This is a genomic window from Streptomyces sp. NPDC002232, assembly GCF_042890295.1.
GTDB lineage: Bacteria > Actinomycetota > Actinomycetes > Streptomycetales > Streptomycetaceae > Streptomyces.
The window spans coordinates 273,834-297,642 of the sequence record NZ_JBIARV010000007.1 but is presented as its reverse complement, the minus strand read 5'-3'; the positions used below and the strand labels follow the sequence as shown (position 1 = coordinate 297,642).

The window sequence follows — 23,809 nt, the reverse complement described above, 5'->3', positions numbered from 1 at the left end:
CGATCCGGGTGGTGGGCGATACTGGGTTCGAACCAGTGACCCCTTCGGTGTGAACGAAGTGCTCTCCCACTGAGCTAATCGCCCGGGCGCACCGCAAACATTACCCCATGTCAGCGGGGCTCCCGCACCACGCGGCGGTCACTCGTCGATCTTCCACGGCATGACGAAGCCGAACTTCCAGAGGTAGACGCCGAGCAGTGCGGCGACGATCACCAGACCGACCGTGGTGAGGATGATGTTCCGCCGCCGGACCTTGGGGTCGAGGGCGCGCTGGGCGGCCTCCGTGACCTTGCGCTTGGTCCAGCGCAGGACGAGCTGGGCCCAGACGAACTCGGTCGCCCAGATCGCCATGCCTCCGAAGATGACCAGCCAGCCGGGCCCGGGGAGCGGCAGCATGACCACTCCGGCGCCGACCACGGCGAGTCCCACGATGAAGACGCCGACCTGCCAGCTCAGATGCAGGCCTCGGCGGGCCTTGATGAACTCCGGCGCACGGGATCCCAGTTCGGCCTCCTGGCCGTCTGCGGACTCCCCGGTGCGCTCGTCACTCTCCGCATTCATGGTGCCCAACCTACCGGACCGGGAGCCCCCACCGGAACGGCCGTATTACCGCAGGTCACACGCGCCCATACGAGCGACCTGAACGATCACAAAACCGACAGAGGGGTTTACAACGGCACCGTAGGTGGCATGTCGATTTCGCCGACGTGCGAATCCCCGAGCGCACACTGAGCGAAAGGCCCTGGCGCTTATGAACACCACGGTCAGCTGCGAGCTGCACCTGCGCCTCGTTGTGTCGAGCGAGTCCTCACTGCCTGTACCCGCGGGCCTGCGGTATGACACGGCCGATCCGTATGCCGTGCACGCCACCTTCCACACCGGAGCCGAAGAGACGGTCGAATGGGTCTTCGCCCGCGACCTTCTCGCCGAGGGGCTGCACCGGCCCACCGGCACGGGCGACGTCCGCGTCTGGCCATCCCGTAGTCACGGCCAGGGAGTCGTCTGCATCGCGTTGAGTTCTCCCGAGGGAGAAGCCCTGCTCGAGGCCCCGGCGAGGGCCCTGGAGTCGTTCCTGAAGAGGACCGACGCCGCGGTGCCGCCGGGTACCGAGCATCGGCACTTCGATCTCGACACGGAGCTCTCCCACATCCTGGCCGAAAGCTGAGCCAGGCCGGGAGCCGCACGGCGCCGTCCGACTCGGGGAGACGGCGCCGCGCGGTCAGTCACATAGGCACGAGATCCGGCGCTCCCACCGCGCAGCCGGCGCGGTGGTGGGCGCCGGTGTCGTTTTCCGGGGCGCGCTAAAGTCAGCGCCATTCCGCGGGCACCCGCACGCGGCCGGCCAGGGAGCGAATCGTGCTGATCCCCCACGACACCCGGATCGCCCTCGACACCGTCGTCGATCTGATGAACACCGCGCCCCAGGGCGAGCGCGCCGACGAGCTCTCGGACCTCCACGAGCTCCATGGCTTCCTGGCCGCGCACAAGGTCAGCGGCGTGGGCGAGCTCGGTCCCGCCGACCTGCGCGCCGTGCACGAGGTGCGCGAGAAGTTCGCGGCGGTCTTCTCCGCGCCGGAGTCGCGGATCGCCGCCCCGCTGATCAACCAGCTGGTGGCGGGCGCGGGCACCACGCCCCAGCTCACCGACCACGACGGCTACGACTGGCACGTGCACTACTTCGCGCCGGGCGCCTCGGTGGCGGACCACCTCGCGGCCGACTGCGGCATGGCCCTGGCGTTCATCGTGGTGGCGGGCGAGCAGGAGCGGCTGCGCCGCTGCGAGGCGCCGGACTGCGGCCGGGCCTTCGTCGACCTCTCGCGCAACCGCTCGCGCCGCTACTGCGACAGCCGCACGTGCGGCAACCGTCTGCACGTCGCCGCGTACCGGGCGCGCCGCAAGGAAGCCGCGGGCTGACCGCCCCGCCGGACGGCGGCACGCGGGGCCAGGGGCCAGGGCCCGAGACCCAGGCCCGTGGCCCGGCGGGTCAGAGCACGAAGAGATCGTGCAGCGCGGCCATCATGAGCAGACAGCCGATCACCCCGAGGAAGATCATCAGCGGCGGCTGGGAGAGCGCGAACAGGCAGCCGCGCGGCTCGTCGGCGGGGGCGTCGGTGGCGGCGGGCACGGGCTCCCGCGAGGTATCCAGCATCTCGGGGGGATGATGACGCACCGGGGGCCCGAGAAATCCCCAAAACCGCTCCGCGCGGGGGCCGTTCACCCCTTCCCGTGGATCACGGAACAGGGACGGACACCGGAAGCGCCAGAAGTGATCAGATTCCGTGCTTCTTCAGAATCGCCTCGATGTCGCTGAAGTCCTCTCCGGCGGGCTGGCCGGCCGACGGCTTCGCCCGCACGGCACGCGAGGGCGCCGACGCGGCCGGGGCCACGGCTCTGGGGTCGGCTCCCCCGGTGGTCACCGCGCGGCCGACCCTGCGCCGCTCCACCGCGCGGGTGGACAGGAAGAGTAGACAGGCGAGGCCGAGCACGCCGAAGCCCGCCCAGGCCACCGGGCTGAAGGCCGTGTCGACGAGCCACTGGACCGCGCCCGTCATCACCAGGCCGAGCGGCACCAGCGCGTAGGCCGCGGTCCGGGCGGCCGACAGGAACTTCTTCCGGTACGCCGAAATCGCGGCGATACCCAGGCCCGCCGCGGACACCGCGGAACAGATGGTCTCGGCGAGCATGCGATCCTCCAGGTGCCGGGCGATACGTCCCTTCCATCCTGCACCGCCGGACCCGTCCCCGGCCATGCTCCCGGCCCGGTCTCAGGGAGATCTCCGGGTCGACCCGGCCGGGATCTCCTCCCCCGGGGCGCACCTCCGCCGGGATCTCCTCCCCCGGGGGCGCACCGTCGGCCGGGATCTCCTCCCGAGAAGGCTCCCTCCGGTCCGCCCGGAAGACCCCCCGCCGGTCCGCCCGGGAGCGGCCCCGGCGGCTCGCACCCGCTGGGCGCCCCGACCGGCGGGGCGCCCCCGGGCCCCGGTGAGGGAGACTGCTGCCATGAACGACTCCACCACCGCACCCGCCTCCCCCGTCGTCCTGGAGGCATGGTTCGACCTCCAGTGCCCGGACTGCTTCCAGGCCCTCGACGACGTCCGCGCGCTCCGCGAGAAGTACGGCGACCGGCTCGACGTACAGCTGCGCCACTTCCCGCTGGCCAAGCACAAGCACGCGTACGCCGCCGCGCAGGCCGCCGAGGAGGCAGTCGAGCAGGGCAAGGGCTGGGCGTACGCGGAGGCGCTCCTCGCCAGGACCGCCGAGCTCGGCGAGCGGGGCGAGTCGGTCCTGCTGGAGGTGGCGAAGGAACTGGGCCTGGACGCCGAGGAGTTCGACACCGCGCTGATCGACGGCCGGCACCTGCTGACCGTCGACGCCGACGAGGCCGAGGGCAAGGCGATCAAGGTCACCGGCACCCCGACCTACGTCGTCGGGGGCGAGCGCCTGGACGGCGGCCAGAGCCAGGCAGGGCTGCGGGAGCGGATCGAGGAGATCACCGACCGGCTCCTGGCGGACCGCTAGCCAGGAGTGTCGGCCGGTCCCCGCGAACGGCTCGGTCGCGACGACGGCCCCCGGCCGTCAGAGCAGGGGCTTCGCGCTGTTGAGGAGCGTCGTGCGGTAGCCGAGCGACTCGTAGAGGCGGATCGCCGGGGTGTTGCCCGCGAACACGTGGAGTTCGATCAGGCGCTCCCCGGCCTCCAGGGCGATGTGCTCGGCCAGCAGCATGAGACCCCGGCCGTACCCCTTCCCGCGCTGCTCCTCGACGACCTCGATCTCGAAGACGAAACCGGTGCCCTTCCCGGGCTCGCGCTCCAGCCGGCCGACCCAGAGGAAGCCGACGACCTGGTCGTCGCGCACCGCGACGGAGACGGTGGCGCCCGGGGTCGCGAGGCCCTGCGGGAGGAACCGGCGGCCGCTGTCCTCGGCCTTGGCGAGCGCCTGCTCCTCCGGGACGCCCCGGTCGATCCAGCTCTGCGCGAAGGCGGCCCGGGACTTCGCGGACCAGTCGTCGAACTCCGCTTCGGTCACCGGGCGGTGCCCGAAGCCCTCGGGCAGCCTCGGCGGCTCGGCCGGCAGCTCCTTGACCATGTTGCGGCTGCGCTCGGTGTACCCGAGCGCGCGGGCCATCCGCACCGCGGCCTCGGCCTCCGCGGGCACGGAGATCTGCACCTCGCCGCAGCCCCAGCCGCGCAGCACCTCCTCCGCGGCGAGCGCCGCCACGGTGCCCCGGCCCCTGCCCCGGTCGGGCTCGTCGACCCGGAGCCGGTCGATCAGGCCGGAGGCCGTGCCGAAGGTCTGATCGGTGGCGAGGTGCACGGAGCCGACCCGGCGGCTGTTCACACAGATGTCGAAGGTCCGGGAACGGCCGCCGTCGGCGGACTGCTGGAGCGGCTCGGACGGCCGCAGGGTGGTGGTCATCAGGGGTGTTCTACCCACCCTGCCGCCGCCCGTCATCCCGATTTACGCGAGCGCGGGGTCCCGGTCCGCCGCCGCGTGCTCGTCGAAGATCCGCATCGCCTTGGCGGTGACGGGGCCGGGCGCGCCCGCGAGCTCACGGTCGTCGACCCGGTGCACGGCCTGGACGTCGCGCAGGGTCGAGGTCAGGAAGATCTCGTCGGCGCGGTCCAGCACGTCCCACGGGAGATCGGCCTCCTCGGCGCCGGTCCACCGGACGGCGAGCGCACGCGTGATGCCCGCGAGGCAGCCGGAGGAGACGGGCGGGGTGAGGATCGCGCCGTCGACCACGACGAAGACGTTGGAGCCGGTGCCCTCGCAGAGCTGCCCCACGGTGTTGGCGAAGAGCGCCTCGGAGGCGCCCCGCTCGCGCGCCCGGGCGAGGGCGACGACGTTCTCGGCGTACGAGGTGGTCTTGAGGCCCGTGAGCGCGCCGCGCTCGTTGCGCGTCCAGGGGACGGTGATCACGGCGGTGGAGTCGGCGCGGCGCCCGGTCTCGCCGAGGGCGACGATCAGGCTGGCCCCCGCGTCGCCGCGCTCCGAGCCGAGCGGGGAGAGTCCGCCGGTGTACGTGATGCGGAGCCGGCCGAGCTCCATCGGGTTCGCCTCCAGGACGGCGGCGCAGGCGCGGCGGACCTCGTCGAGGTCCGGGTCGGGCAGGCCGAGGCCACGCGCGGAGCGGGTGAGACGCTCCAGGTGCAGGGTGAGAGCAAACGTTTCTCCACGCTCCGCCTTGACCGTCTCGAAGATGCCGTCGCCGACGGTCAGTCCGTGGTCCAGTACGGAGACCCGGGCGGTCTCCGCGTCGTGCAGCCCGCCGTTGACCCAGAGTTTCATCGAGATGTGGCCTTTCCGCTCGTCTCACGGGCGCCCTGCCGGTGGGCACCCGATGACCCGTAGGCGCCCGACGCTATCGCGACGAGCCGGTCCGCCTTCAGCTCGGTCTCCTCCCACTCGCGCTCCGGGTCGGAGCCCCAGGTGATCCCGGCGCCGGTGCCGAAGCGGAGCACGCCCTCGGGGCGGTCGATCCAGAAGGTGCGTATGCCGACGGCCAGCTCACCGGTGCCCGCGTCCGCGTCGACCCAGCCGATCCCGCCGCAGTACGGACCCCTGGGCACGGTCTCCAGGGCCTCGATGATCCGCAGCGCGCTGGACTTGGGCGCCCCGGTCACGGAGCCGGGCGGGAATGTGGCGGCGAGCAGTTCCGGCCAGCCGGCGTCCTCGCGCAGCCTCCCGGTCACCGTGGAGACGAGGTGGACCAGGCCGGGGTGCTCCTCGACGGCGCACAGCTCGGGGACGGCGACGGTGCCGGTCTCGCTGACCCGGCCCAGGTCGTTGCGGACCAGGTCGACGATCATCACGTTCTCCGCGTGGTCCTTCGGGAGGAGGTCGGCCGCGGTGCGGCCGGTGCCCTTGATCGGGCCGGAGGAGACGAGGGCCCCTGCCCTGCGGAGGTAGAGCTCGGGGGACGCGGTGGCGATCTCCACGCCGTGGGCGGGGAGGCGGATCGTTCCGGCGTAGGGGGCCGGGTTGCCCCGGGCCAGGAGCGCGGTGAGGGCGTCGACGTCGGCTGCGGCCGGGTCCGGCAGCGGCGCGGTCAGCACCCGGCAGAGGTTCGCCTGGTAGACCTCCCCGCACGCGATGTGCTCGCGCACGCGCCGCACGCCCTCGGTGTACGCGGCGCGGTCGAGCGAGGACGTCCAGTCACCGGCGGCGGGGCCGCGCCAGGCGCCGGGGACCGGCGCGGGGACCGGGTCGGGCCGGACGTCCCCGAAGCGCGCGCAGGTGAGGCGCCCTTCGAAGTCCGCGCAGACGGCCCAGAAGCCGGCGGAGTCCAGTGCCTCGGGGTCGTGGGTGACGTCCCGGAGATCGGTCGCGACGAGGCCGCCGAAGCGGGCCAGGGGGGCAAGGTCGTGCACGCATCGAGTCTAGGTCGGGCGAGGGGGAGCACGGGGTCGTGCGGGGAGGGGCGCGAGAGGCGCGTGGGACGGAGGCTCCCCGCCACCCCGGGAACACGGCGAGTGAACGCCGCGCGAACCCTCCGGGAGCCCCGGCCGGGCACCGGGAAGGGCGTGCAGGTCAGCACGCTGCGGAAACGCGTTTTTGTACTGGCCCGGGAATCCGCTAGAGTTCAACACGTCGCCGGGACGCGCAAGCGGAACGGAAACGACAAGCGGACGTGGCTCAGTTGGTAGAGCATCACCTTGCCAAGGTGAGGGTCGCGAGTTCGAATCTCGTCGTCCGCTCGATGTGGGGGATCTTCCCGAACCCCCGTATTCACTCCTGGTGGAGTGGCCGAGAGGCGAGGCAACGGCCTGCAAAGCCGTCTACACGGGTTCAAATCCCGTCTCCACCTCCAAGGACGATTAGCTCAGCGGGAGAGCGCTTCCCTGACACGGAAGAGGTCACTGGTTCAATCCCAGTATCGTCCACTGGATCTTCGGATCCCGGATCCATGGATCCCCCGCGCGATTAGCTCAGCGGGAGAGCGCTTCCCTGACACGGAAGAGGTCACTGGTTCAATCCCAGTATCGCGCACCACACTTCACGCACCCACGGGTGCGCCCGCGCGATTAGCTCAGCGGGAGAGCGCTTCCCTGACACGGAAGAGGTCACTGGTTCAATCCCAGTATCGCGCACACAGTACGAGCACCCCTCGGGTGTACCCGCGCGATTAGCTCAGCGGGAGAGCGCTTCCCTGACACGGAAGAGGTCACTGGTTCAATCCCAGTATCGCGCACCACCAGGAAGCCCCCGGTCGCCTCTCGCGACCGGGGGCTTTCGCGTACCCCGGCTCGTGCCCCGGCCTGGACCGGGGCACGGGAGGTCAGGAGGAGAAGAGCATCCGCCCGAAGCCGCCCTTGCGGTAGTGGCCGCCGTGGTGCCCCCCGTGGTGGCCGCCGTGCTGCGGGGCGCCCCACGCGGGAGCGGCGGGGGCCGCCTGCGCCGGGTAGGCCGGCGGGGCGGGCGGGGCCTGCTGGACCCACTGGGACTCCAGGCGGGTCAGGGCCTCCAGCTCGCCGTAGTCCAGGAATATGCCCCGGCAACCGCTGCACTGCTCGATCTGGACGCCGTTGCGGTTGTACGTGTGCATGGCCGCATGGCACTTGGGACACTGCATGCTCGGCTCAACTCCCTGACATTGCCGTTCGAATGGTGGCTTCACCCTACGTGGACGCTCGAAGGGCCTACCCGGTTCGTCGTCCGGCGATGCGGGCGCAGGTGTCGATCATCACCTCCTCGACCTCGTCGAGCGGGCGGGCCTCCGCCGCGGACTTGGCGAGGGCCAGAGCGGCGGTCTGGACCGTCAGGGCCCGTGCGGGCACGTCGAGCCGGTCCCAGGGGTCGGCGTCCACGGCGGGGCCGCCCGCCGCCTGGTAGGCGCCGAGGAACCGCGACCAGACCTCCGGCGGCAGGATCCCCGCGGCGAACCAGGCGGCGGGACGGGCCAGGTCCCAGGCGGGGTCGCCCAGGCCCAGGTCGTCGACGTCGATGAGCCGCCAGGCCGCGCGACCCCCCGCACGGGGGTCACGGACCAGCTGGCCGAGGTGGAAGTCTCCGTGGCAGAGGAGCCGGTGGTCCCCCGGGCGGTGCTCCGGAAGCGTCCGCCAGGCGCCCAGGACCGTGGCCGTCGCCGGGTGGTCCGGAGCCGTGCGCCGCATCCGGTCCACGGCGAGCGCCGCCTTCAGCGGGGCCCGCATGTCCGGCAGGTCCCGGTGCCCGGGCGGGGGCGGGGTGCCGTGCAGCACCGCGAGGAGCCGCGCCGCCTCCTCCCACGGTGCGGCGTCCGGGTCGACCGGGTCCACGGGCGGGCCGTACGGCCACACCGTGACCGGGCGGCCGTCGAGCGCGGCGGGGCCGGACCGGGGCGGCGGGAGGGGCGGCAGGAGGACTCCGGCGACGTCCCGGTGCGCGGCGAGCGCGACCCGCGCGCGGTGGTTCCCCGGGTGCGTGCCGGGCGCGTGCGCCTTCACGACCAGTTCCCCGTGGCGTACGACGGTCCCGTCGTCCCGGTCCGCCAGCACGCCGACGAGCTCGCCCGCGCAGCGGCAGGGCTCCTCGGCGGGGTGCGCCGCCGCGCGGGCCAGGGCCGCCAGGCCGAGGTGCGCGGGGAGCGGGGCGGAGGGTGCCGGGGGTGCTGAGTCCACCACCGGAGCGTACGGGGTGTCAGGGCCGGGAGGATCCGGCCGGGGAGGTACGAGACGAGGCCCGCCCGGCGGGCCCCACCTCCGGACGGCGCGAGGGCCGCCTCAGGGACGGCAGGCCCGCCCCGGGAAAGCGCGAGGGCCACCGCTTCGGAGGCGGCAGGCCAGTCCCGGAAAAGCGCGGGGGCCGCCGCTTAGGGGGCGGCCGATCCGCCCCGGGAAAGCGCGAGGGCCGGTCAGCTCCCCAGCTGACCGGCCCCACGCTGCCGTCCGCCGCACCCCCGTCCCCACGGGGTTGATGGCCGGATGTCCCGACCCGGGCCGCTCTCCCGGGTCCGGGGCGCCGCTCAGCGCCCCAGCATCACGCCCACGGACGACGCCTGTGTGACCACCGCTTCCCAGCCGCCGAAGACGACCACGAGCAGGGCCGCGAGAGGGAGGACCATGGCGGTGGCCACCAGGGGGTGACGGCGGCCCGAGGGCCGGGGGGTCGTCCGGTGTGCCGTGTAGGCCATGGATCCTCTCCTGTCGTGTTCTGGCGCGGCGGGTGACTGACCTCGGGGGACGAGTGCTGCACCCGCCGCTTGACCTCAACACTAGGGAGCCGGGAGCCCCGGGACGTCATGCCCGCGTACCGACTTCCGGGCCTCCCGGAGGATGACGCCCGCCCGTGCGACGTACTCCCCTGGGTGGAGACGGGCGCCCGGAAGCCGGGGTCTTCCCGGAGGGGGCGCGCGGCGAGGTGCCGGGGCGTGACTTCTCTCACGTCCTCCGGACCCCGTCACGCGGGTGGTGGCGCGGCCCCCGCGCCCCGCCCTCCGGGCCGCCCGGACGGATGTCGTCGCTCCCCCAAATGGGCTCGTGCGAAGGGAGGTTGGGAGCGGGCCCCGGTCCCTCCCGCCCCCGCCCTCCCCCGTCGTGCCGACAATCGGTCCCGGTGCGAGGGCGCGGCCTATGAGCGCGTACGGGCGGCACTACGTAAGCTGTGCCACGTCGAACGGACGAGGGGACGGACATGGCGATGATGCGGCTCCGGCGCGAGGATCCGCGGATCGTCGGGTCGTTCCGGCTCCACCGCAGGCTCGGGGCCGGCGGAATGGGCGTCGTGTACCTGGGGTCCGACCGGCGCGGTCAGCGGGTCGCGCTCAAGGTGATCCGGCCCGATCTGGCCGAGGACCAGGAGTTCCGGTCCCGGTTCGCCCGCGAGGTGTCCGCCGCCCGGCGCATCCGGGGCGGCTGCACGGCCCGGCTCGTGGCCGCCGATCTGGAGGCCGAGCGGCCCTGGTTCGCCACCCAGTACGTCCCCGGGCCCTCGCTGCACGACCGGGTCGCCGAGGAGGGCGCGCTGCGCGCCGCCGACGTCGCCTCCATCGGGGCGGCGCTCTCGGAGGGGCTCGTCGCCGTCCACGAGGCAGGGGTCGTGCACCGGGACCTCAAGCCCTCGAACATCCTGCTCTCCCCCAAGGGCCCCCGCATCATCGACTTCGGCATCGCCTGGGCCACCGGGGCCAGCACCCTGACCCATGTGGGCACCGCCGTCGGTTCGCCCGGCTTCCTCGCCCCCGAGCAGGTGCGAGGCGCGGCCGTCACGCCCGCCACCGACGTGTTCTCGCTGGGCGCCACCCTGGCGTACGCGGCGATGGCCGACTCCCCCTTCGGGCACGGCAGTTCCGAGGTCATGCTCTACCGCGTGGTGCACGAGGAGCCCCAGCTCCAGGGGGTGCCGGACGCGCTCGCGCCGCTCATCAGGGCCTGCCTCGCGAAGGACCCCGAGGACCGTCCGAGCACCCTCCAGCTGTCGATGCGGCTCAAGGAGATCGCCGCCCGCGAGGCCCAGGGGCTGCCGGCCTCGCGGCCGCCGGTGCAGCGGGAGCGCGCCGAGGAGCGGAACGCCGTCCGGCCCACCGAGCGGTACACCGACCGGGACGTCCCCGGCCGTGGGCCCGAGCGGCCCGGGCGGGGACCCGGGCCCGCGTCCCGGCCGTCGGCGGGTCCCCGGACCGGCGGCTCGCGGCCCTCGCAGTCCCGGGCCGGGACCCGGCCCGGTGCCCGGTCCACCTCCACCGGCCGCCGTCCCGCCAACCCCCGGCTGCTGCGGCAGCGGCTCTTCGTCTTCGTGGTGGTGACCCTGATCGTGGCGCTGGGCATCGCCGCCGCCCAGGCCCTCCAGAGCTAGGGCATGTCGCCGGAATTCCGTCCCGCCTCCCGGCCGGGACGGGATTCCGGAGAGGGTCAGGACTCCGGTCGGCCCGTCGCCACCGCGTAGAAGGCGACGGCCGCCGCCGCGCCCACGTTGAGCGAGTCGACCCCGTGGGCCATCGGGATGCGGACCCACTCGTCCGCGGCGCGCAGCGCCTGCGTGGACAGGCCGTCGCCCTCCGCGCCCAGCATCAGCGCCACCCGGTCCAGACGGTGCGGGGCGGCCTCGTCGATGGACGTGGCCTTCTCCGCCGGGGTGAGGGCGAGCAGCTTGAAGCCGGCCTCCCGCACGGTCTCCAGGCCCCGGGGCCAGGTGTCGAGCCGGGCGTACGGCACCGAGAACACCGCGCCCATCGAGACCTTCACGGAGCGCCGGTACAGCGGGTCCGCGCAGTCCGGGGAGAGCAGGACCGCGTCCATGCCGAGGGCCGCGGCGCTGCGGAAGATCGCGCCGATGTTGGTGTGGTCGTTCACCGACTCCATGACGACCACGCGCCGGGCGCCGGCCAGCAGCTCCCCCGCCTCGGGCAGCGGCTTGCGCTGCATCGAGGCCAGCGCGCCGCGGTGCACGTGGTAGCCGGTGACGCGTTCCGCGAGGTCCGGCTGGATCGCGTACACGGGCGCGGGCACCTCGTCGATGACGTCCCGCATGACGTCGACCCACTTGGCGGAGAGCAGCATCGAGCGCATCTCGTACCCGGCCTGCCGGGCCCGGCGGATGACCTTCTCGCCCTCCGCGATGAACAGGCCCTCGGCCGGCTCGCGCCTGCGGCGGAGCTCGACGTCGGTCAGGCCGGTGTAGTCGCGCAGGCGCGGGTCGTCGGGGTCGTCGATCGTGATGAGTTCGGCCACGTGGTGATACTGCCTTGTCCGGGGAGTGGTGCCAATGTGTGCGAGGGGTTCTGCTACCCGCGGCGGGGCGGGGTGCCGTCTCCGTCCCGGTCGACCGGCCGGTCCGGGCCCTCGGTCACCACGTCGCCGATGACGATGACGGCCGGCGGGCGGACCTCCTGCGCCCTGACGGTCTCCGCGACCGTCGCCAGGGTGGCGTCGACCCGGCGCTGGGCTGCCGTGGTGCCCTCCTGGACCAGGGCCAGGGGGGTGTCGGGATTCTTGCCGTGCGCGATCAGCGCGTCGGCGATCTTCCCGATCTTGTCGACGCCCATCAGGATCACCAGCGTGCCGGTGAGCTTCGCGAGCGACGCCCAGTCGACGAGCGAGCGCGGGTCGTCGGGGGCCACATGGCCGCTGACCACGGTGAACTCGTGCGCCACCCCGCGGTGCGTCACCGGGATGCCGGCCGCGCCCGGGACCGAGATCGAGCTGGAGATGCCCGGGACCACCGTGCAGGCGATGCCCTCGGCCGCGAGGGCCTGGGCCTCCTCCATGCCCCGGCCGAAGACGAAGGGGTCGCCGCCCTTGAGGCGGACGACCGACCTGCCCCGCTTGGCGTGCTCGATCAGAGCGTTGTTGATGGCCTCCTGGGCCATGAAGCGGCCGTACGGGATCTTCGCCGCGTCGATCACCTCGACGTGCGGCGGCAGCTCGTCCAGGAGGTCGCGGGGGCCGAGCCGGTCCGCGATGACGACGTCCGCCTCGGCGAGCAGCCGGCGGCCCCGGACCGTGATGAGGTCGGGGTCGCCCGGGCCGCCGCCCACCAGGGCGACGAACGGGGTGCGGGCGCGGTGCGCGGGAGCGGCGATCGAACCGTCGCGGAGCCCCTCGACGATCGCGTCCCGGACGGCGGCCGAGCGGCGGGGGTCGTGGCCCGTGAGCACGGCGACCGTCACACCGGCGTCGCGGCCCGTGGCCGGGGTCCAGGCGGTCGCCGCCTCGGCGTCGTCCGCCCGTACGCACCAGACCCTGGTGCGCTCGGCCTCGGCCGAGGCCGCGGCGTTCGCCGCCGGGTCCGTGGTCGCCACCAGCACGTACCAGGCGTCCGCGAGGTCGCCCTCCTCGTACCGGCGCCTGATCCAGGTGATCTCGCCCGTCTCCGCCATCACGTCCACGGAGGGGGTCGCGGACGGGGAGATCAGAGTGATCTCGGCGCCCGCGGCGATCAGGGCCGGGAGCCGGCGCTGGGCCACCTGGCCGCCGCCGAGGACGACGACACGGCGGCCGGCGAGGCGGAGGCCGACGGGGTAGGCGGGGTGCTCGGCGTTCTCTGCCATGGGTGAGCGGCTCCTCGGGGCGTGGCATGTGCGGGGCCGCTGCGGCGGTGAAGCGGCTGGTGGGGCGGGGGATCGCGCCCGTACCCACGATATCGGTGACAAGGCCCTGTCACGCTGTGACAGATCTCCCCCGCCCACGGTGGTCGTGGACGGGGGAGGCGTCGGTGGTGCTACTTCTCGGTGACACCCGCCGAGTCGAACGTGGCCACCTCGTGCATCGCGCGGGCCGCGCTCTGCACGAGCGGGAGGGCCAGGAGCGCGCCCGTGCCCTCGCCCAGGCGGAGGTCGAGGTCCACCAGCGGGCGCAGGCCCAGCTTGTTCAGGGCCGCCACGTGGCCCGGTTCGGCGCTGCGGTGACCCGCGATGCAGGCCGCGAGGGACTCCGGGGCGATCGCGCGGGCGACGAGGGCCGCCGCGCCCGTGGAGACGCCGTCCAGGATCACCGGGGTGCGGAGCGAGGCCGCGCCCAGGATCAGGCCCACCAGGGCCGCGTGCTCCAGACCGCCGACCGCCGAGAGGACGCCGACGGGGTCGGCCGGGTCCGGCTTGTGCAGGTCCAGCGCCCGGCGGACCACGTCCACCTTGCGGGCGTGCGTCTCGTCGTTGATGCCGGTGCCACGGCCCGTGACCTCGGCGGCGTCGACCCCGGTGTAGACCGAGATCAGCGCGGCGGACGCGGTGGTGTTCGCGATGCCCATCTCGCCCGTGAGCAGCGCCTTGTTGCCCGCGGCGACCAGGTCGCGGGCCGTCTCGATGCCCACCTCGATCGCGGCGAGCACCTCCTCGCGGGTCATCGCGGGACCCGTGGTGAAGTCGCCCGTCCCCGGGCGGACCTTGCGCGGCAGGAGGCCGGGCGTGGCCGGGAGTTCGGAGGCCACGCCGACGTCGATGACGCAGACCTCGGCGCCGACCTGGTTCGCGAAGGCGTTGCAGACCGCTCCCCCGCCGAGGAAGTTGGCCACCATCTGGCCGGTGACCTCCTGCGGCCACGGGGTCACGCCCTGGGCGTGCACACCGTGGTCGCCCGCGAAGATCGCCACGGCCGCCGGCTCCGGGATCGGGGGCGGGCACATCCGGGAGAGACCCGAGAGCTGCGCGGAGATGATCTCCAGCATGCCGAGGGCCCCGGCGGGCTTGGTCATGCGCTTCTGTCGCTCCCAGGCCTCGCCGAGCGCCTTGGCGTCCAGCGGGCGGATGTTCGCGACGGTCTCCTGGAGGAGGTCGTGCGGCTCCTCGCCGGGCAGGGCCCGGCGGCCGTACGTCTCCTCGTGGACGACCCACGCCAGCGGGCGGCGCTTGGACCAGCCCGCCTGCATCAGCTCGGGCTCGTCCGGGAACTCGTCGACGTAGCCCACGCAGAGGTACGCGACGACTTCGAGGTGCTCGGGGAGGCCGAGGGTGCGGACCATCTCGCGCTCGTCGAAGAAGCTGACCCAGCCGACGCCCAGGCCCTCGGCGCGGGCCGCGAGCCAGAGGTTCTCGACGGCGAGGGCCGAGGAGTACGGGGCCATCTGCGGCTGCGTGTAGCGGCCCAGGGTGTGGCGGCCGCCGCGCGTCGGGTCGGCGGTGACGACGATGTTCACCGGGGTGTCGAGGATGGCCTCGATCTTCAGTTCCTTGAACTGCTTCGCCCGGGCCTTCGGCAGCGACTTGGCGTAGGCCTCGCGCTGCCGCTGGGCCAGCTCGTGCATCGTCTGCCGGGTCTCCGCCGAGCGGATGACCACGAAGTCCCAGGGCTGGGAGTGGCCGACGCTGGGCGCGGTGTGCGCGGCTTCGAGGACGCGCAGGAGCACCTCGTGCGGGATCGGGTCGCCGCGGAAGCCGTTGCGGATGTCGCGGCGCTCCCGCATCACCCGCAGGACCGCCTCGCGCTCCGCGTCGTCGTAGCCGGGGGCCGGCGCCGAGTCCACGGCCACAGCCTGGGCCGGGGCGGCGACGGCGGCCGGGGCGGCGTCCTCGGCGGGGTCGTCGATCTCGGCCTGGTCGGCGTCCGGCGTCGCTTCGGCCGTCGGGTCGACGACGTCCGCCTCGGGGGCCGGGGCCTCGGTGACGTCCGCGTCGGGGGCCGGAGCCTCCGTGACGGCGGCGTCGGGGGCCGGGAGCTCGGTGATCGCGGCGTCGGGGGCCGGAGCCTCGGGGGTCGTCTCGGCGACGGGGGCCTGCTCGGCGACGGGGGCCGTCTCGGCGACCACGGGGGTCTCGGCCTCGGGCGCCTCCGTGTCGGCCGCCGGGAGGTCGGCCACCTCGCTGTGGGGGGCCTGGACCTCGGGAGCCTGGACCTCGGGGATCTGGACCTCGTGGATCTGGACCTCGTGGGTCTGGACCTCGGGGATCGGGACTCCGGCGGCCTGGGCGTCGAGCGTCTGGGTCTCCGGGTGGGCGGCGGCCGGTGCCTCGGGGGCGGGCTGCGCCTCGGGGGCCGGCTCGGGAAGTGCCTCCGGAAGAGCCTCGGGAAGCGCTTCGACCGGTGCTTCCTCGACCGCGACCGCGACCGGGATCTCCTCGGCGACGGCCTCGACCGGCTCCTCGGCCTGCTGCGCCGGGATCTCGACCTGCTGCTGCGCCGGGACCTCGACGGGAAGCTGCGCCGGGGCCTCCGCCGAGGCGGGCTCCGTGAGCTCCTCCGCGACGGCGTCCACCGGCTCCGGGGCCGTCTCCTCGGCGGCCTGCGCCTCGGGCTGCGGGACGGGCACCGGCTCCTGCGCGGGCTCGACCGGCGGCGCGGGCTCGACCGGGAGCTCCGCCGCGGGTTCGGCTGCCTGCGGCTCGGTCTCCTGGACCGGTGCGGCCGGCTCGGCCTCGCGCGGGGCGGGGACGGTGGCCTGGACCTCGGGGGCCACGGCCTGCTCCGGGATCTCCGGAGCCGTCTCCACGGGGACCGAGGGCTCCTCGGTCGGCTGCGGCACCGGGGCCAGGTGCGGGGTCGTCGGGACGGCGCCGTCGACCTGGACGAACTGGGCCGCCGGGACGACCGTTTCTGCGGGTGCCTGCGGTGCGGCCGGCTCCTGCGGCTGCGCGACCCACGGCTCGGCGCCCTGCGGCGCCAGCTGCTGGTCCTGCGCGATCTCGAAGTACTCGGGTCCCGTGGTCGGCGGGCCGGGGTTGCGCACCGGCACCGGGGCGGGCGTCGTGGCCACGACCGGCGCGGGCTGCGGGGCCGGGGCGGGCGCCGCGGCCGGGCCACGGTCGGCCAGCGAGAGCACCACGCCGCCCGTGGCCTCGGGGACGGGCGGGCCCAGGTGCAGGGGGCGCCGGGACGGCGGCGGGGTCGGGGCCGTGGCGGGCGGGGGCATGCGGACGCCGCCGAGGTCGACGGAGCCGGTGTCGCGGCCGGCCGCCTCGTGGGCGCCGGTGTCGAGGATGCCCGGCTCGTAGCCGTGCTCGGTGGGGACCGGCTCCTGCGGGGGCACCGGGACGCCGTGCGCGGGCGTGCCGAGCTGTGCGCCCTGCGGGGCCGTCAGCACGTCGGCGAGCGCCACCCCGTCGGGGAGCGGGCCGGTGAGGGGGTCCGGCAGCGGATCGGTGAGGGGGTCGCCCATCGGGGCCGGAGCCTCGGCGGCGGCGTGCGGGACTCCCTGGCCGGGGACGACGTGCGGTGCCGGTACGGCGACCGGCGGGGCGGGCACGACGCCCGGCGGGTGCTCGCTCCAGGCGCCCTGGGCGCCCGGCATCAGCAGGATGTCGTCGTCTTCGGCGGCGTGCTCGGAGGGGTCCAGGAAGGTGTACGCGCCCGGTGCGGGGATGCCCGGCTGCTCGACCATGCCTGCGTTCTCCGGCAGCCCCTCGCCCGGGACCTGGCCGGTGTCCGTCATGCGTACCCCTCGCCCATCGCTTGTGCTCCTTCAGACCTGCGCCCGTCGACAAGAACGAGCGCGCGCGCCGCGCGGCACGAAGCACACGCGAACACCCACACATTGTCGCGGCCCTCGGCCATCGTGGCAGGGAGATTCGCCACGGTGCGCTGTGGACTGCGCCACGTCGCGCGGTCCCCCCTTGTCACGTACCACATCGGTGGCGGAAAGCGGCCACCCATTCGGGACATTGACGAACAGAGCGCCGAACGTCCCGGTGCGGTACAACAATCGGCCAGCCTACCCTGCCCCCGCGGGGCGGCCGGGTCACGGGGCTCGGTCGATCCTGCGTCCGGTCAGCAGGAACACGACCGAACGCTCGCGTTCCGACCAGTCGTCCGGGTCGAGTCCGACGGTCTGGAGGAGGAGGCTCTCGACGGCGTAGCCGCCGTCGCCGAGGGCGGCGCCGATGGCCTCGGCCTCGTCGCGGGTGGAGGCGTGGGCGACGATGCGCTCCGGGCGCCGGTCGGTGCAGGCGGTGACGACGGGGACGCCGCCCGCGGCGATCCGTACGACATCGGGCTCGGGCAGGCTCTCCAGGACGTGCGGGGCGCGTCCCTGGACGGTCTGGAGGGGCACTCCGTGGCGGCGGGCGGCGCGTTCGGTGCGGGCGCAGGCGGACGGGTCGGCGTCGACGGCGATGACGGCGGCGCCGAAGCGGGCGGCCTCCACGGAGAACGCGCCGCCGGAGCAGCCGATGTCCCAGACGAGGTCGCCGGTACGGGGGCCGAGCCGGGCGAGCTGGGCGGCGCGCAGGGCGGGGTCGGTGCCGGCGCCGGGGCGGGTCAGCGCGGCTCCGGGGCCCTCGTCCTCGGAGTCGTACTCCTCGGTGGGGAGGCCCCAGCCGCGGACCGTGCGCGCGGCCGGGTCCTGGCCCATCAGCCAGGGGGCGGTGGGGGGTCCGCCGGCCGGGCCTCCGATGACGAGCACGACGTTCGGGTCGCGCCAGGTGTGGTCGGCGGCCTTGTCCGAGGTGAGGACGGAGACCTGTTCACGGTCGGTGCCGAGTTCCTCGCAGACGACGAAGGTGCGGTGGACGCCGTCGAGGAGGAGGGCGAGTTCGACGGGTCCGGCGCCCGGCGAGGTGAGGACGGCGACCTTGGGGTGGGCGCGGCAGACGTTGACGGCGCGGCGCAGGGTCCGCTGGTGGGCGACGACGATGCGGGCGTCCTCCCAGGGCATGCCGGCCCGCGCGAAGGCGGCGGCGACGGAGGAGACGGCGGGGACGACCTCGACCTCCAGGCCGTGCTCGGGGGCGCGCAGGGTGCGGACGACGCCGAAGAAGCCGGGGTCGCCGTCGGCGAGGACGACGGCGGTGCCCCGGTGGGTGGCGACGCGGCGGGCCGCGAGGTCGACGCTGCCGAGGCGGATGCGTTCGGCGCCCGGGGGCACTTCGGGCAGCGCCAGGTGGTGTGCGGCGCCGGCCACGAGGGTGGCGGCGGAGAGCGCGGACCGGGCCGCCTCGGTGAGGGGTGAGCCGTCCCAACCGATCACCGTGACGCGGTCGGCCATCGTCGTCTGTCTCCCTGGGTGTCGTCGCAGGTCGGGGGCGTGCCGAGCGTACCCCGGGATCGTCGCGGGGGGAGGCTCAGCTCCAGTCGGTGTACGAGGAGTATCCGGCCTCGGCCAGCTGGTCGGCGACGCCGTCGAGGTCCTCGGGGAGGAGGCCCCAGACGATGAAGTCCGTCCGCAGTTCGGCCCAGGTGCCGTCCTCGGTGCGGGTGCGGGCTATGCAGGCGTTGCGCAGGACGCCCTCGCTGATGCAGCCGATCTTCTGGGCGACCTGCTGGGAGGCGGTGTTGTCGGCGGCGGTGCGCAGTTCCAGGCGTTCGAACTTCTGGTCGCCGAAGAGCCACTGGGCGGTGGCGAGGGCGGCTTCGGAGGCGTAGCCCTCGCCGCGGGCCCAGGGCGCCACGATGTACGACATCTCGGTGGAGCGGACCCGCCAGTTCGTGTGGCTCAGCTGGACGATGCCCACGAGGCGCTGGGTGAGGAACTCGGTGACGGCGAGGTCGAGTCCGCGGCCCGCGGTGCGTTCGGCGGGGGCGTACTCGGTGATCCAGCGCTGTGCGGCGTCCTCGGTGTACGGCTGGGGGACGGCGGTCCAGGCGGCGACCATCTCGTCGTTCATCATCTCGGCGAGGGCGGGGGCGTCCGCCTCCTCGAGCGCGCGCAGCACCAACCGGTCCGTGTTGATGGAGATATCCGGAAAGGTGGTAGTCATGCTCAGCTCCATGCCGTGGACCGTCCGAATCGACCGTGAACGCACAGCATGCAGCATGCGACCGCCGGTGCGCATGGCCGGGTCGGGTGTGGCGGGGGTACGGGACGCGGGCACGGCGAAGGCCCCGCGCACCGGACGGGATGCGGGGGCCTTCTGATCAAGGACGGTACGGGGGAGCCGGTCTGACGGTCCCTCGGGCGTCGTGCCTTACTTGGCGGCGCCGAAGGCCGGGATGACCGAGCCCTTGTAGGTGTCCTCGATGTACTTCTTCACCTCGGGCGAGTTGAGGAGCTTGGCGAGCTTCTGCACGCGGGCGTCCTTCTCGTTGCCGGCCTTGACGGCGAGGAAGTTGGCGTACGGGTTGCCCTCCGCCTTCTCCAGGACGAGGGAGTCCTTCGACGGGGAGAGCTTCGCCTCGATGGCGTAGTTGCCGTTGATGACGGCGGCGTCCACGTCGTTCAGGGCGCGGGGCACGGTGGCGGCCTCCAGCTCCTTGAACTCCAGGCCCTTCTTGTCGGTGATGTCGGAGAGCTTGGCGTCGGTGCCGACGCCGCCCTTGAGGGTGATGAGGCCGTTCTCCGCGAGGAGGTGCAGCGCGCGGCCCTCGTTGGTGGTGTCGTTCGGGACGGCGACGGTCTGGCCGGGCTTGATGTCCTTCACCGACTTGAGGCTCTTGGAGTAGAGGCCCAGCGGCTCCAGGTGGACGTTGACCACGGGGACGATGGTGGTCTTGTTCTTCTTGTTGAAGTCGTCGAGGTACGGCTTGTGCTGGAAGAAGTTGGCGTCGACCTGGCCGCTCTGGGTGGCGGTGTTCGGCAGGACGTAGTCCGTGAACTCCTTCACCTCCAGCTTCAGGCCGGCCTTCTCGGCCAGGTTGTCCTTGACGAAGTTGAGGATGTCGGCGTGCGGCGTCGGGGACGCGGCGACGACGAGCGGCTTGTCGGCGGAGCCGGCCGCGTCCTTGGAGGAGGACGGGTCCGAGGACGTGCCGCAGGCGGTGAGGCCGAGGGCCAGGGCCGCGGTGGCGGCGATACCGGCGGTGAGCTTGATGTTCTTACGCACGAAGAGTGCCTCTTTCCGGTGGAGCGGTGGACGCCTGGACAACAAGTCCGGGCTGTTCTTCGAGAACGAAGTCGTGGGTGGCCGGGCGGCCGTCAGGCGGTGCGGCCCCGGCGGGCGAGGAGTCGGACGACTCCGTCGCCGATGAGCTGGACGACGGTCACGATGGCGACCAGGACGACGACGGTGACGAGCATGAACGTGGTGTCGAAGCGCTGGTATCCGTAGGTGACGGCCTTGGATCCGAGGCCTTCGCCGCCGACCGCGCCGGCCATCGCCGAGTAGCCGATGAGCACGATCACGGTGGTCGTGACGCCCGAGATCAGCGAGGGCAGGGCCTGCGGGAGGAGGACCTTGCGGACGATGGTGGGGATGCCGCCGCCCATGGCCTGGACGGCTTCGACGAGTCCGTGGTCGACCTCGCGGATCGAGGTCTCGACGAGGCGCGCGAAGAAGGGGATGGCGCCGATGGCGAGCGGCACGATCATCGCGGTCGGGCCGATGAAGGTGCCGACGACGAAGGTCGTGAAGGGGATCAGGGCGATCAGCAGGATGATGAACGGGAGCGAACGCCCGATGTTCACGATCGCACCGACGACCTTGTTCACCGGCCGGTTCTGGAGCAGTCCGCCCTTGTCCGTGAGGACGAGGAGGATGCCGAGCGGCAGGCCGCCGACGATGGTGACGACGGTGGCCCACAGGACCATGTAGAGGGTGTCGAGGGTGCCCTGCTCCAGGAGGGGCTGCATCTCCGACCAGGTCACTTGGCACCTTCCTTGACCAGCGCGGGCGCGGCGTCCGCCACGGCCCCGGCGTCTTCCACGATCTCGACCTGGAGGCCCTGCTCGCGCAGGAAGCCCACCGGGACGACGTTCTCCTCGTACCGCCCGGGCAGTTCGATCCGCATCCGGCCGATCTGCTTCCCGGCGACGGTGTCCATCGCCGCCCCGAGGATCGAGATGTCGATGTTGTACGTGCGGGAGAGCTGCGAGATCACCGGCTGGGTGGCGGCCTCGCCGTGGAACGTGACGTCGACGACGGTGCGGTCGGGGCCGGTGGGCGCGCCGCCGACCGGGAAGAGCTCGGCCGCCAGCTGGGAGCCGGGGGTGGCGAGCAGTTCGCCGACGGTGCCGGACTCGACGACGCGGCCGTGCTGCATCAGGGCGGCGGAGTCGCAGATCGTCTTGACGACGTCCATCTCGTGCGTGATGAGCAGGACGGTGAGGCCGAGCTGCTGGTTGAGGTCGCGCAGGAGCTGGAGGATCGAGCGGGTGGTCTCCGGGTCGAGGGCGCTGGTGGCCTCGTCGGAGAGCAGGACCTTCGGCTCGCCGGCGAGGGCGCGGGCGATGCCGACGCGCTGCTTCTGCCCGCCGGAGAGCTGTCCGGGGTAGGACTTCGCCTTGTCGGCGAGGCCGACCAGGTCGAGGAGTTCCAGGGCGCGGCGGGAGCGCTCGGCTCCGGAGACGCCCAGGATCTCCAGGGGGAGTTCGATGTTGTCCTTGACCGTGCGGGAGGACAGCAGGTTGAAGTGCTGGAAGACCATGCCGATGCTGCTGCGCGCGCGCCGCAGGTCCTTCCCGGCGCGGCGGCTCCTCCCGGCGAGGGCGGTGAGGTCGACGCCGTCGACGGTCACCGTGCCGGAGGTGGGGCGCTCCAGGAGGTTGACGCAGCGGATGAGCGAGGATTTGCCGGCGCCGCTCTGGCCGATCACGCCGAACACCTCGCCCTCGCGGACGTGGAGGTCGACGCCGTCCAGAGCGGTGACCTGCCGGCCGCGCGACTCGTAGACCTTGGTCAGGCCCGAAGTGGTGATCACAGGGGTTTCCGTCACTGTCGAGTGCGCGACGCGGGGTCCGTCGTGCACGGGGCATTCGTCATTCGGACAGTCAGGCGCACGGGAGGGGCTGCTCCGGCTGGTGGCCGGGCGGCAGCGGTGCGCGGGGCAGGCACGGTCCGGCGCCGGGTGGCGGGCGGATCGGCTCGGCCGTCGGGGTCTCGCTTCGGGGCGCGAGGCTCAGGCGGGGGCCCTCAGATGGCGCACATTCGACACATACAACGAGCACCGGGCGTCGTGTTCGCCTCGGTCGCAAGGGTGCGGCTGCTCGTCGTGGTCATGTCTGCAAGTAAAACATGCGCAGCTGCGAAGGGAAGGGGAGTGTCCGAATACCGGACGTGATTGAGACGCCATGCGGACGCCCCGGAGGCGCCGTCGACCTCTTCTTTCCCCGCGTGGCCTGGAGGGAAGCGGTCCGGGGCGCGGGCCTCGCGGGGGCCGCGCCGGGGCCCGGATGTGGCCAAGGCCACGCGGCGGCGGGCCCCGGTTCCTCTCCCGGCGAGCCGGGGGGCGAGCGCATCGGGCCATTCGGCCCGTAATACCCTCGGGCGCATGCTTGACGCCCTGACGGTCGCGGTCTCCGTGGCCGCGCTCGCCCTCGCCGCCTGGTGCGGCTTCGCCGCCTTCCGGGACCAGTCGACCAAGGACTGGCACTTCATCGGCATGGCCGTGGTGACCTTCCTGGTCCTGGTCCAGCTGATCGTCGGCATCGTGCAGCTGGCGCGCGGCGAGAAGGCCGAGGAAGGCACGACGATCTTCGTGGCCTATCTCCTCGGCGCGCTGTGCGCGGTGCCGATCGCCGGTTTCATGTCGCTCGCGGAGCGGAGCCGGTGGGGTTCGGCGACGGTGGCGGCGGGCGCGGTCGTCCTGGCCGTGCTCGAAGTGCGTCTCTACGACATCTGGACGGTGGGCTGACCATGACCGCGACCGAGACCCAGGGAAAGGCCCGGCTCGTCACGGGTCCGGGCATGCTGCTCGTCTGGCTGTACGGCGTGATGTCGGTCGGCGCGGTCTCCCGCTCGATCTACCAGATCGCCACCGAGTTCGACCGGGCGCCGCTCGCGTACAGCCTGTCGGCGGTGGCGGCGGTGGTCTACGTCTTCATCACGTACACGCTGGTGCGCGGTGGGGAGAAGGCCCGCAGGGCGGCGCTGGTGTGCTGCGCCGCCGAGCTCGCGGGCGTGCTGATCGTGGGGACCTGGACGCTGGTGGAGCCGTCCGCCTTCCCGGACGCCACGGTCTGGTCGGACTTCGGCTACGGGTACGTCTTCATCCCGGTGCTGCTGCCGCTGACCGGCATCTGGTGGCTGCGGCGGGCGGCCAAGGCCGCCTAGGGCGTGTCGTCACACTCCCGTCGTCGCCCGGAGGGCGGCCAGGGCCGCCTAGGCGGCCTTCTCCAGGGTCACCAGGGTGAGCTTCGGGCCGAGTTCCCGGGTGCTCACCTGCGCGTAGCCCTTGCTGCGGTAGAGGCGCAGGTTGCCCTCGCTGCGGTGGCCGGTGAAGAGCTGGTAGCGCTTGGCGGACGCCGTCGCGGGGGCCGCGGCCGCGAAGTGGCGCTCGATGCCGTCGAGGAGCCGGCCGCCGAGGCCGTGCCGCCGCATGCGCGGGTGGACGATCAGCTTGGCGATCCGCACCGTGCCGTCCTCGTCGAGGCGGCCCCGCACGGAGGCGACGACCTCGTCGCCGAGCCGGGCCACGAGTCCGTACCCCTCGTCCAGTTCGGCGCGCAGGGCGTCCAGGGACTGGGTGAGCGGTTCGATCGACCAGTCCCCGTACAGCTCCGCCTCGCTCTGGTAGCAGAGGTACTGGAGCTTCAGGATGTGCTCCGCGTCCTGCGCGTCCGCCGCTGAGATGGTCACACTCAGGCCCATGTG

24 protein-coding genes and 7 tRNA genes are annotated in these 23,809 nt (G+C 73.3%); 12 read left to right on the top strand and 19 right to left on the bottom strand.

Features of this window, described 5'->3' with window-relative positions:
- Nucleotides 1-9: 9 nt before the first annotated feature.
- Both ACFYXU_RS33065 and ACFYXU_RS33060 read right to left on the bottom strand, forming a co-directional pair.
- A tRNA-Val gene (locus ACFYXU_RS33065) sits at nucleotides 10-84 on the bottom strand.
- Nucleotides 85-138: 54 nt separating this feature from the next.
- On the bottom strand, nucleotides 139-561 hold the full coding sequence (locus ACFYXU_RS33060) for a TIGR02611 family protein (protein ID WP_329850828.1): 423 nt from the start codon (nucleotides 559-561) through the stop codon (nucleotides 139-141).
- 190 nt (nucleotides 562-751) lie between these two features.
- Here ACFYXU_RS33060 and ACFYXU_RS33055 point away from each other — a divergent pair, with 190 nt between their 5' ends.
- The gene (locus ACFYXU_RS33055; protein ID WP_003959770.1) at nucleotides 752-1,165 is read left to right on the top strand and encodes an SsgA family sporulation/cell division regulator; all 414 of its coding nucleotides are present in this window, start codon (nucleotides 752-754) and stop codon (nucleotides 1,163-1,165) included.
- Between the two features lie 191 nt (nucleotides 1,166-1,356).
- The gene (locus tag ACFYXU_RS33050; RefSeq protein ID WP_329850830.1) at nucleotides 1,357-1,914 is read left to right on the top strand and encodes a CGNR zinc finger domain-containing protein; all 558 of its coding nucleotides are present in this window, start codon (nucleotides 1,357-1,359) and stop codon (nucleotides 1,912-1,914) included.
- Nucleotides 1,915-1,984: 70 nt separating this feature from the next.
- On the opposite strand, the gene ACFYXU_RS33045 is transcribed toward ACFYXU_RS33050, so the two are convergent.
- Together ACFYXU_RS33045 and ACFYXU_RS33040 are read right to left on the bottom strand one after the other, a co-directional pair.
- Nucleotides 1,985-2,149 carry a hypothetical protein gene (locus ACFYXU_RS33045; RefSeq protein ID WP_329850832.1) on the bottom strand — a complete coding sequence of 55 codons (165 nt, stop codon included), beginning with the start codon at nucleotides 2,147-2,149 and terminating at the stop codon, nucleotides 1,985-1,987.
- A gap of 121 nt (nucleotides 2,150-2,270) precedes the next feature.
- Nucleotides 2,271-2,684 (bottom strand): hypothetical protein, encoded by a 414-nt coding sequence (locus tag ACFYXU_RS33040; protein ID WP_389461318.1) that lies wholly within the window; start codon nucleotides 2,682-2,684, stop codon nucleotides 2,271-2,273.
- 316 nt (nucleotides 2,685-3,000) lie between these two features.
- Here ACFYXU_RS33040 and ACFYXU_RS33035 point away from each other — a divergent pair, with 316 nt between their 5' ends.
- Nucleotides 3,001-3,519: a DsbA family protein gene (locus ACFYXU_RS33035; RefSeq protein WP_389461316.1), complete on the top strand. Its 519-nt coding sequence runs from the start codon at nucleotides 3,001-3,003 to the stop codon at nucleotides 3,517-3,519.
- A gap of 57 nt (nucleotides 3,520-3,576) precedes the next feature.
- On the opposite strand, the gene ACFYXU_RS33030 is transcribed toward ACFYXU_RS33035, so the two are convergent.
- The 3 genes from ACFYXU_RS33030 to ACFYXU_RS33020 are packed head-to-tail and all read right to left on the bottom strand — an operon-like array spanning nucleotide 3,577 to nucleotide 6,371.
- Nucleotides 3,577-4,416, bottom strand: coding sequence for a GNAT family N-acetyltransferase (locus ACFYXU_RS33030; protein WP_389461314.1), 840 nt, complete (start codon nucleotides 4,414-4,416; stop codon nucleotides 3,577-3,579).
- A 42-nt stretch (nucleotides 4,417-4,458) separates the two neighbouring features.
- Entirely contained in the window at nucleotides 4,459-5,289 is an 831-nt protein-coding gene (locus tag ACFYXU_RS33025) for an aminotransferase class IV (protein WP_376512006.1), read from the bottom strand.
- The gene (locus ACFYXU_RS33020; RefSeq protein WP_389461312.1) at nucleotides 5,286-6,371 is read right to left on the bottom strand and encodes a chorismate-binding protein; all 1,086 of its coding nucleotides are present in this window, start codon (nucleotides 6,369-6,371) and stop codon (nucleotides 5,286-5,288) included. The genes ACFYXU_RS33025 and ACFYXU_RS33020 overlap by 4 nt, the downstream gene beginning before the upstream one ends.
- Nucleotides 6,372-6,625: 254 nt before the next feature.
- Here ACFYXU_RS33020 and ACFYXU_RS33015 point away from each other — a divergent pair.
- From ACFYXU_RS33015 to ACFYXU_RS32990, 6 genes are all read left to right on the top strand, one after another.
- A tRNA-Gly gene (locus tag ACFYXU_RS33015) sits at nucleotides 6,626-6,698 on the top strand.
- A gap of 39 nt (nucleotides 6,699-6,737) precedes the next feature.
- A tRNA-Cys gene (locus ACFYXU_RS33010) sits at nucleotides 6,738-6,811 on the top strand.
- A gap of 1 nt (nucleotide 6,812) precedes the next feature.
- Nucleotides 6,813-6,884, top strand: a tRNA-Val gene (locus ACFYXU_RS33005).
- A 34-nt stretch (nucleotides 6,885-6,918) separates the two neighbouring features.
- A tRNA-Val gene (locus ACFYXU_RS33000) sits at nucleotides 6,919-6,993 on the top strand.
- A gap of 26 nt (nucleotides 6,994-7,019) precedes the next feature.
- A tRNA-Val gene (locus ACFYXU_RS32995) sits at nucleotides 7,020-7,091 on the top strand.
- A gap of 29 nt (nucleotides 7,092-7,120) precedes the next feature.
- Nucleotides 7,121-7,195 (top strand) — tRNA-Val (locus ACFYXU_RS32990).
- An 84-nt stretch (nucleotides 7,196-7,279) separates the two neighbouring features.
- On the opposite strand, the gene ACFYXU_RS32985 is transcribed toward ACFYXU_RS32990, so the two are convergent.
- From ACFYXU_RS32985 to ACFYXU_RS32975, 3 genes are all read right to left on the bottom strand, one after another.
- A complete protein-coding gene (locus ACFYXU_RS32985; protein WP_329850844.1) occupies nucleotides 7,280-7,573 on the bottom strand; it encodes a zf-TFIIB domain-containing protein in 294 nt (97 codons plus the stop codon).
- 67 nt (nucleotides 7,574-7,640) lie between these two features.
- Nucleotides 7,641-8,600: a phosphotransferase family protein gene (locus ACFYXU_RS32980; protein WP_389461310.1), complete on the bottom strand. Its 960-nt coding sequence runs from the start codon at nucleotides 8,598-8,600 to the stop codon at nucleotides 7,641-7,643.
- A 344-nt stretch (nucleotides 8,601-8,944) separates the two neighbouring features.
- A complete protein-coding gene (locus ACFYXU_RS32975) occupies nucleotides 8,945-9,112 on the bottom strand; it encodes a hypothetical protein (RefSeq protein ID WP_041128293.1) in 168 nt (55 codons plus the stop codon).
- A gap of 500 nt (nucleotides 9,113-9,612) precedes the next feature.
- On the opposite strand from ACFYXU_RS32975, the gene ACFYXU_RS32970 reads away from it, so the two are divergent.
- The gene (locus tag ACFYXU_RS32970) at nucleotides 9,613-10,773 is read left to right on the top strand and encodes a serine/threonine-protein kinase (RefSeq protein ID WP_376511999.1); all 1,161 of its coding nucleotides are present in this window, start codon (nucleotides 9,613-9,615) and stop codon (nucleotides 10,771-10,773) included.
- A gap of 56 nt (nucleotides 10,774-10,829) precedes the next feature.
- Here ACFYXU_RS32970 and ACFYXU_RS32965 read toward each other — a convergent pair whose 3' ends face one another.
- The 8 genes from ACFYXU_RS32965 to ACFYXU_RS32930 form a co-directional block, all read right to left on the bottom strand.
- Nucleotides 10,830-11,648, bottom strand: coding sequence for an RNA methyltransferase (locus ACFYXU_RS32965; RefSeq protein ID WP_329850850.1), 819 nt, complete (start codon nucleotides 11,646-11,648; stop codon nucleotides 10,830-10,832).
- Nucleotides 11,649-11,701: 53 nt separating this feature from the next.
- Nucleotides 11,702-12,967, bottom strand: coding sequence for a uroporphyrinogen-III C-methyltransferase (cobA, locus tag ACFYXU_RS32960; RefSeq protein WP_389408691.1), 1,266 nt, complete (start codon nucleotides 12,965-12,967; stop codon nucleotides 11,702-11,704).
- A gap of 170 nt (nucleotides 12,968-13,137) precedes the next feature.
- Complete coding sequence (gene cobT, locus ACFYXU_RS32955; RefSeq protein WP_389461307.1) at nucleotides 13,138-16,779, bottom strand: nicotinate-nucleotide--dimethylbenzimidazole phosphoribosyltransferase; 3,642 nt, start codon at nucleotides 16,777-16,779, stop codon at nucleotides 13,138-13,140.
- Nucleotides 16,780-17,085: 306 nt separating this feature from the next.
- On the bottom strand, nucleotides 17,086-18,330 hold the full coding sequence (gene cbiE / locus ACFYXU_RS32950; protein WP_376511995.1) for a precorrin-6y C5,15-methyltransferase (decarboxylating) subunit CbiE: 1,245 nt from the start codon (nucleotides 18,328-18,330) through the stop codon (nucleotides 17,086-17,088).
- Nucleotides 18,331-18,406: 76 nt separating this feature from the next.
- Complete coding sequence (locus ACFYXU_RS32945; RefSeq protein ID WP_376511993.1) at nucleotides 18,407-19,042, bottom strand: GNAT family N-acetyltransferase; 636 nt, start codon at nucleotides 19,040-19,042, stop codon at nucleotides 18,407-18,409.
- Nucleotides 19,043-19,249: 207 nt separating this feature from the next.
- Nucleotides 19,250-20,104 (bottom strand): MetQ/NlpA family ABC transporter substrate-binding protein, encoded by an 855-nt coding sequence (locus ACFYXU_RS32940; protein WP_389461304.1) that lies wholly within the window; start codon nucleotides 20,102-20,104, stop codon nucleotides 19,250-19,252.
- A gap of 92 nt (nucleotides 20,105-20,196) precedes the next feature.
- Nucleotides 20,197-20,865 (bottom strand): methionine ABC transporter permease, encoded by a 669-nt coding sequence (locus ACFYXU_RS32935; protein WP_329850860.1) that lies wholly within the window; start codon nucleotides 20,863-20,865, stop codon nucleotides 20,197-20,199.
- A complete protein-coding gene (locus ACFYXU_RS32930; protein WP_376511988.1) occupies nucleotides 20,862-21,917 on the bottom strand; it encodes a methionine ABC transporter ATP-binding protein in 1,056 nt (351 codons plus the stop codon). Before ACFYXU_RS32930 ends, ACFYXU_RS32935 begins: the two co-directional genes overlap by 4 nt.
- A 570-nt stretch (nucleotides 21,918-22,487) precedes the next feature.
- On the opposite strand from ACFYXU_RS32930, the gene ACFYXU_RS32925 reads away from it, so the two are divergent.
- Both ACFYXU_RS32925 and ACFYXU_RS32920 read left to right on the top strand, forming a co-directional pair.
- Nucleotides 22,488-22,850, top strand: coding sequence for a hypothetical protein (locus ACFYXU_RS32925; RefSeq protein WP_041128303.1), 363 nt, complete (start codon nucleotides 22,488-22,490; stop codon nucleotides 22,848-22,850).
- Between the two features lie 2 nt (nucleotides 22,851-22,852).
- Nucleotides 22,853-23,269, top strand: coding sequence for a hypothetical protein (locus tag ACFYXU_RS32920; protein WP_389408689.1), 417 nt, complete (start codon nucleotides 22,853-22,855; stop codon nucleotides 23,267-23,269).
- Between the two features lie 48 nt (nucleotides 23,270-23,317).
- On the opposite strand, the gene ACFYXU_RS32915 is transcribed toward ACFYXU_RS32920, so the two are convergent.
- Nucleotides 23,318-23,806, bottom strand: coding sequence for a GNAT family N-acetyltransferase (locus tag ACFYXU_RS32915; protein WP_389461301.1), 489 nt, complete (start codon nucleotides 23,804-23,806; stop codon nucleotides 23,318-23,320).
- Nucleotides 23,807-23,809: the final 3 nt, after the last annotated feature.

What these genes read in the sequence shown, in the direction of transcription:
- cobA (WP_389408691.1), bottom strand. Translation starts at nt 12,967, where the DNA reads ATGGCAGAGAACGCCGAGCACCCCGCCTACCCCGTCGGCCTCCGCCTC.
- ACFYXU_RS32915 (WP_389461301.1), bottom strand. Translation starts at nt 23,806, where the DNA reads ATGGGCCTGAGTGTGACCATCTCAGCGGCGGACGCGCAGGACGCGGAG.
- ACFYXU_RS33035 (WP_389461316.1), top strand. Translation starts at nt 3,001, where the DNA reads ATGAACGACTCCACCACCGCACCCGCCTCCCCCGTCGTCCTGGAGGCA.
- cobT (WP_389461307.1), bottom strand. Translation starts at nt 16,779, where the DNA reads ATGACGGACACCGGCCAGGTCCCGGGCGAGGGGCTGCCGGAGAACGCA.
- ACFYXU_RS32920 (WP_389408689.1), top strand. Translation starts at nt 22,853, where the DNA reads ATGACCGCGACCGAGACCCAGGGAAAGGCCCGGCTCGTCACGGGTCCG.
- ACFYXU_RS33060 (WP_329850828.1), bottom strand. Translation starts at nt 561, where the DNA reads ATGAATGCGGAGAGTGACGAGCGCACCGGGGAGTCCGCAGACGGCCAG.
- ACFYXU_RS33030 (WP_389461314.1), bottom strand. Translation starts at nt 4,416, where the DNA reads ATGACCACCACCCTGCGGCCGTCCGAGCCGCTCCAGCAGTCCGCCGAC.
- ACFYXU_RS32970 (WP_376511999.1), top strand. Translation starts at nt 9,613, where the DNA reads ATGGCGATGATGCGGCTCCGGCGCGAGGATCCGCGGATCGTCGGGTCG.
- ACFYXU_RS33040 (WP_389461318.1), bottom strand. Translation starts at nt 2,684, where the DNA reads ATGCTCGCCGAGACCATCTGTTCCGCGGTGTCCGCGGCGGGCCTGGGT.
- ACFYXU_RS32925 (WP_041128303.1), top strand. Translation starts at nt 22,488, where the DNA reads ATGCTTGACGCCCTGACGGTCGCGGTCTCCGTGGCCGCGCTCGCCCTC.
- ACFYXU_RS33025 (WP_376512006.1), bottom strand. Translation starts at nt 5,289, where the DNA reads ATGAAACTCTGGGTCAACGGCGGGCTGCACGACGCGGAGACCGCCCGG.
- ACFYXU_RS32945 (WP_376511993.1), bottom strand. Translation starts at nt 19,042, where the DNA reads ATGACTACCACCTTTCCGGATATCTCCATCAACACGGACCGGTTGGTG.
- ACFYXU_RS33055 (WP_003959770.1), top strand. Translation starts at nt 752, where the DNA reads ATGAACACCACGGTCAGCTGCGAGCTGCACCTGCGCCTCGTTGTGTCG.
- ACFYXU_RS33045 (WP_329850832.1), bottom strand. Translation starts at nt 2,149, where the DNA reads ATGCTGGATACCTCGCGGGAGCCCGTGCCCGCCGCCACCGACGCCCCC.
- ACFYXU_RS32985 (WP_329850844.1), bottom strand. Translation starts at nt 7,573, where the DNA reads ATGCAGTGTCCCAAGTGCCATGCGGCCATGCACACGTACAACCGCAAC.
- ACFYXU_RS32975 (WP_041128293.1), bottom strand. Translation starts at nt 9,112, where the DNA reads ATGGCCTACACGGCACACCGGACGACCCCCCGGCCCTCGGGCCGCCGT.
- cbiE (WP_376511995.1), bottom strand. Translation starts at nt 18,330, where the DNA reads ATGGCCGACCGCGTCACGGTGATCGGTTGGGACGGCTCACCCCTCACC.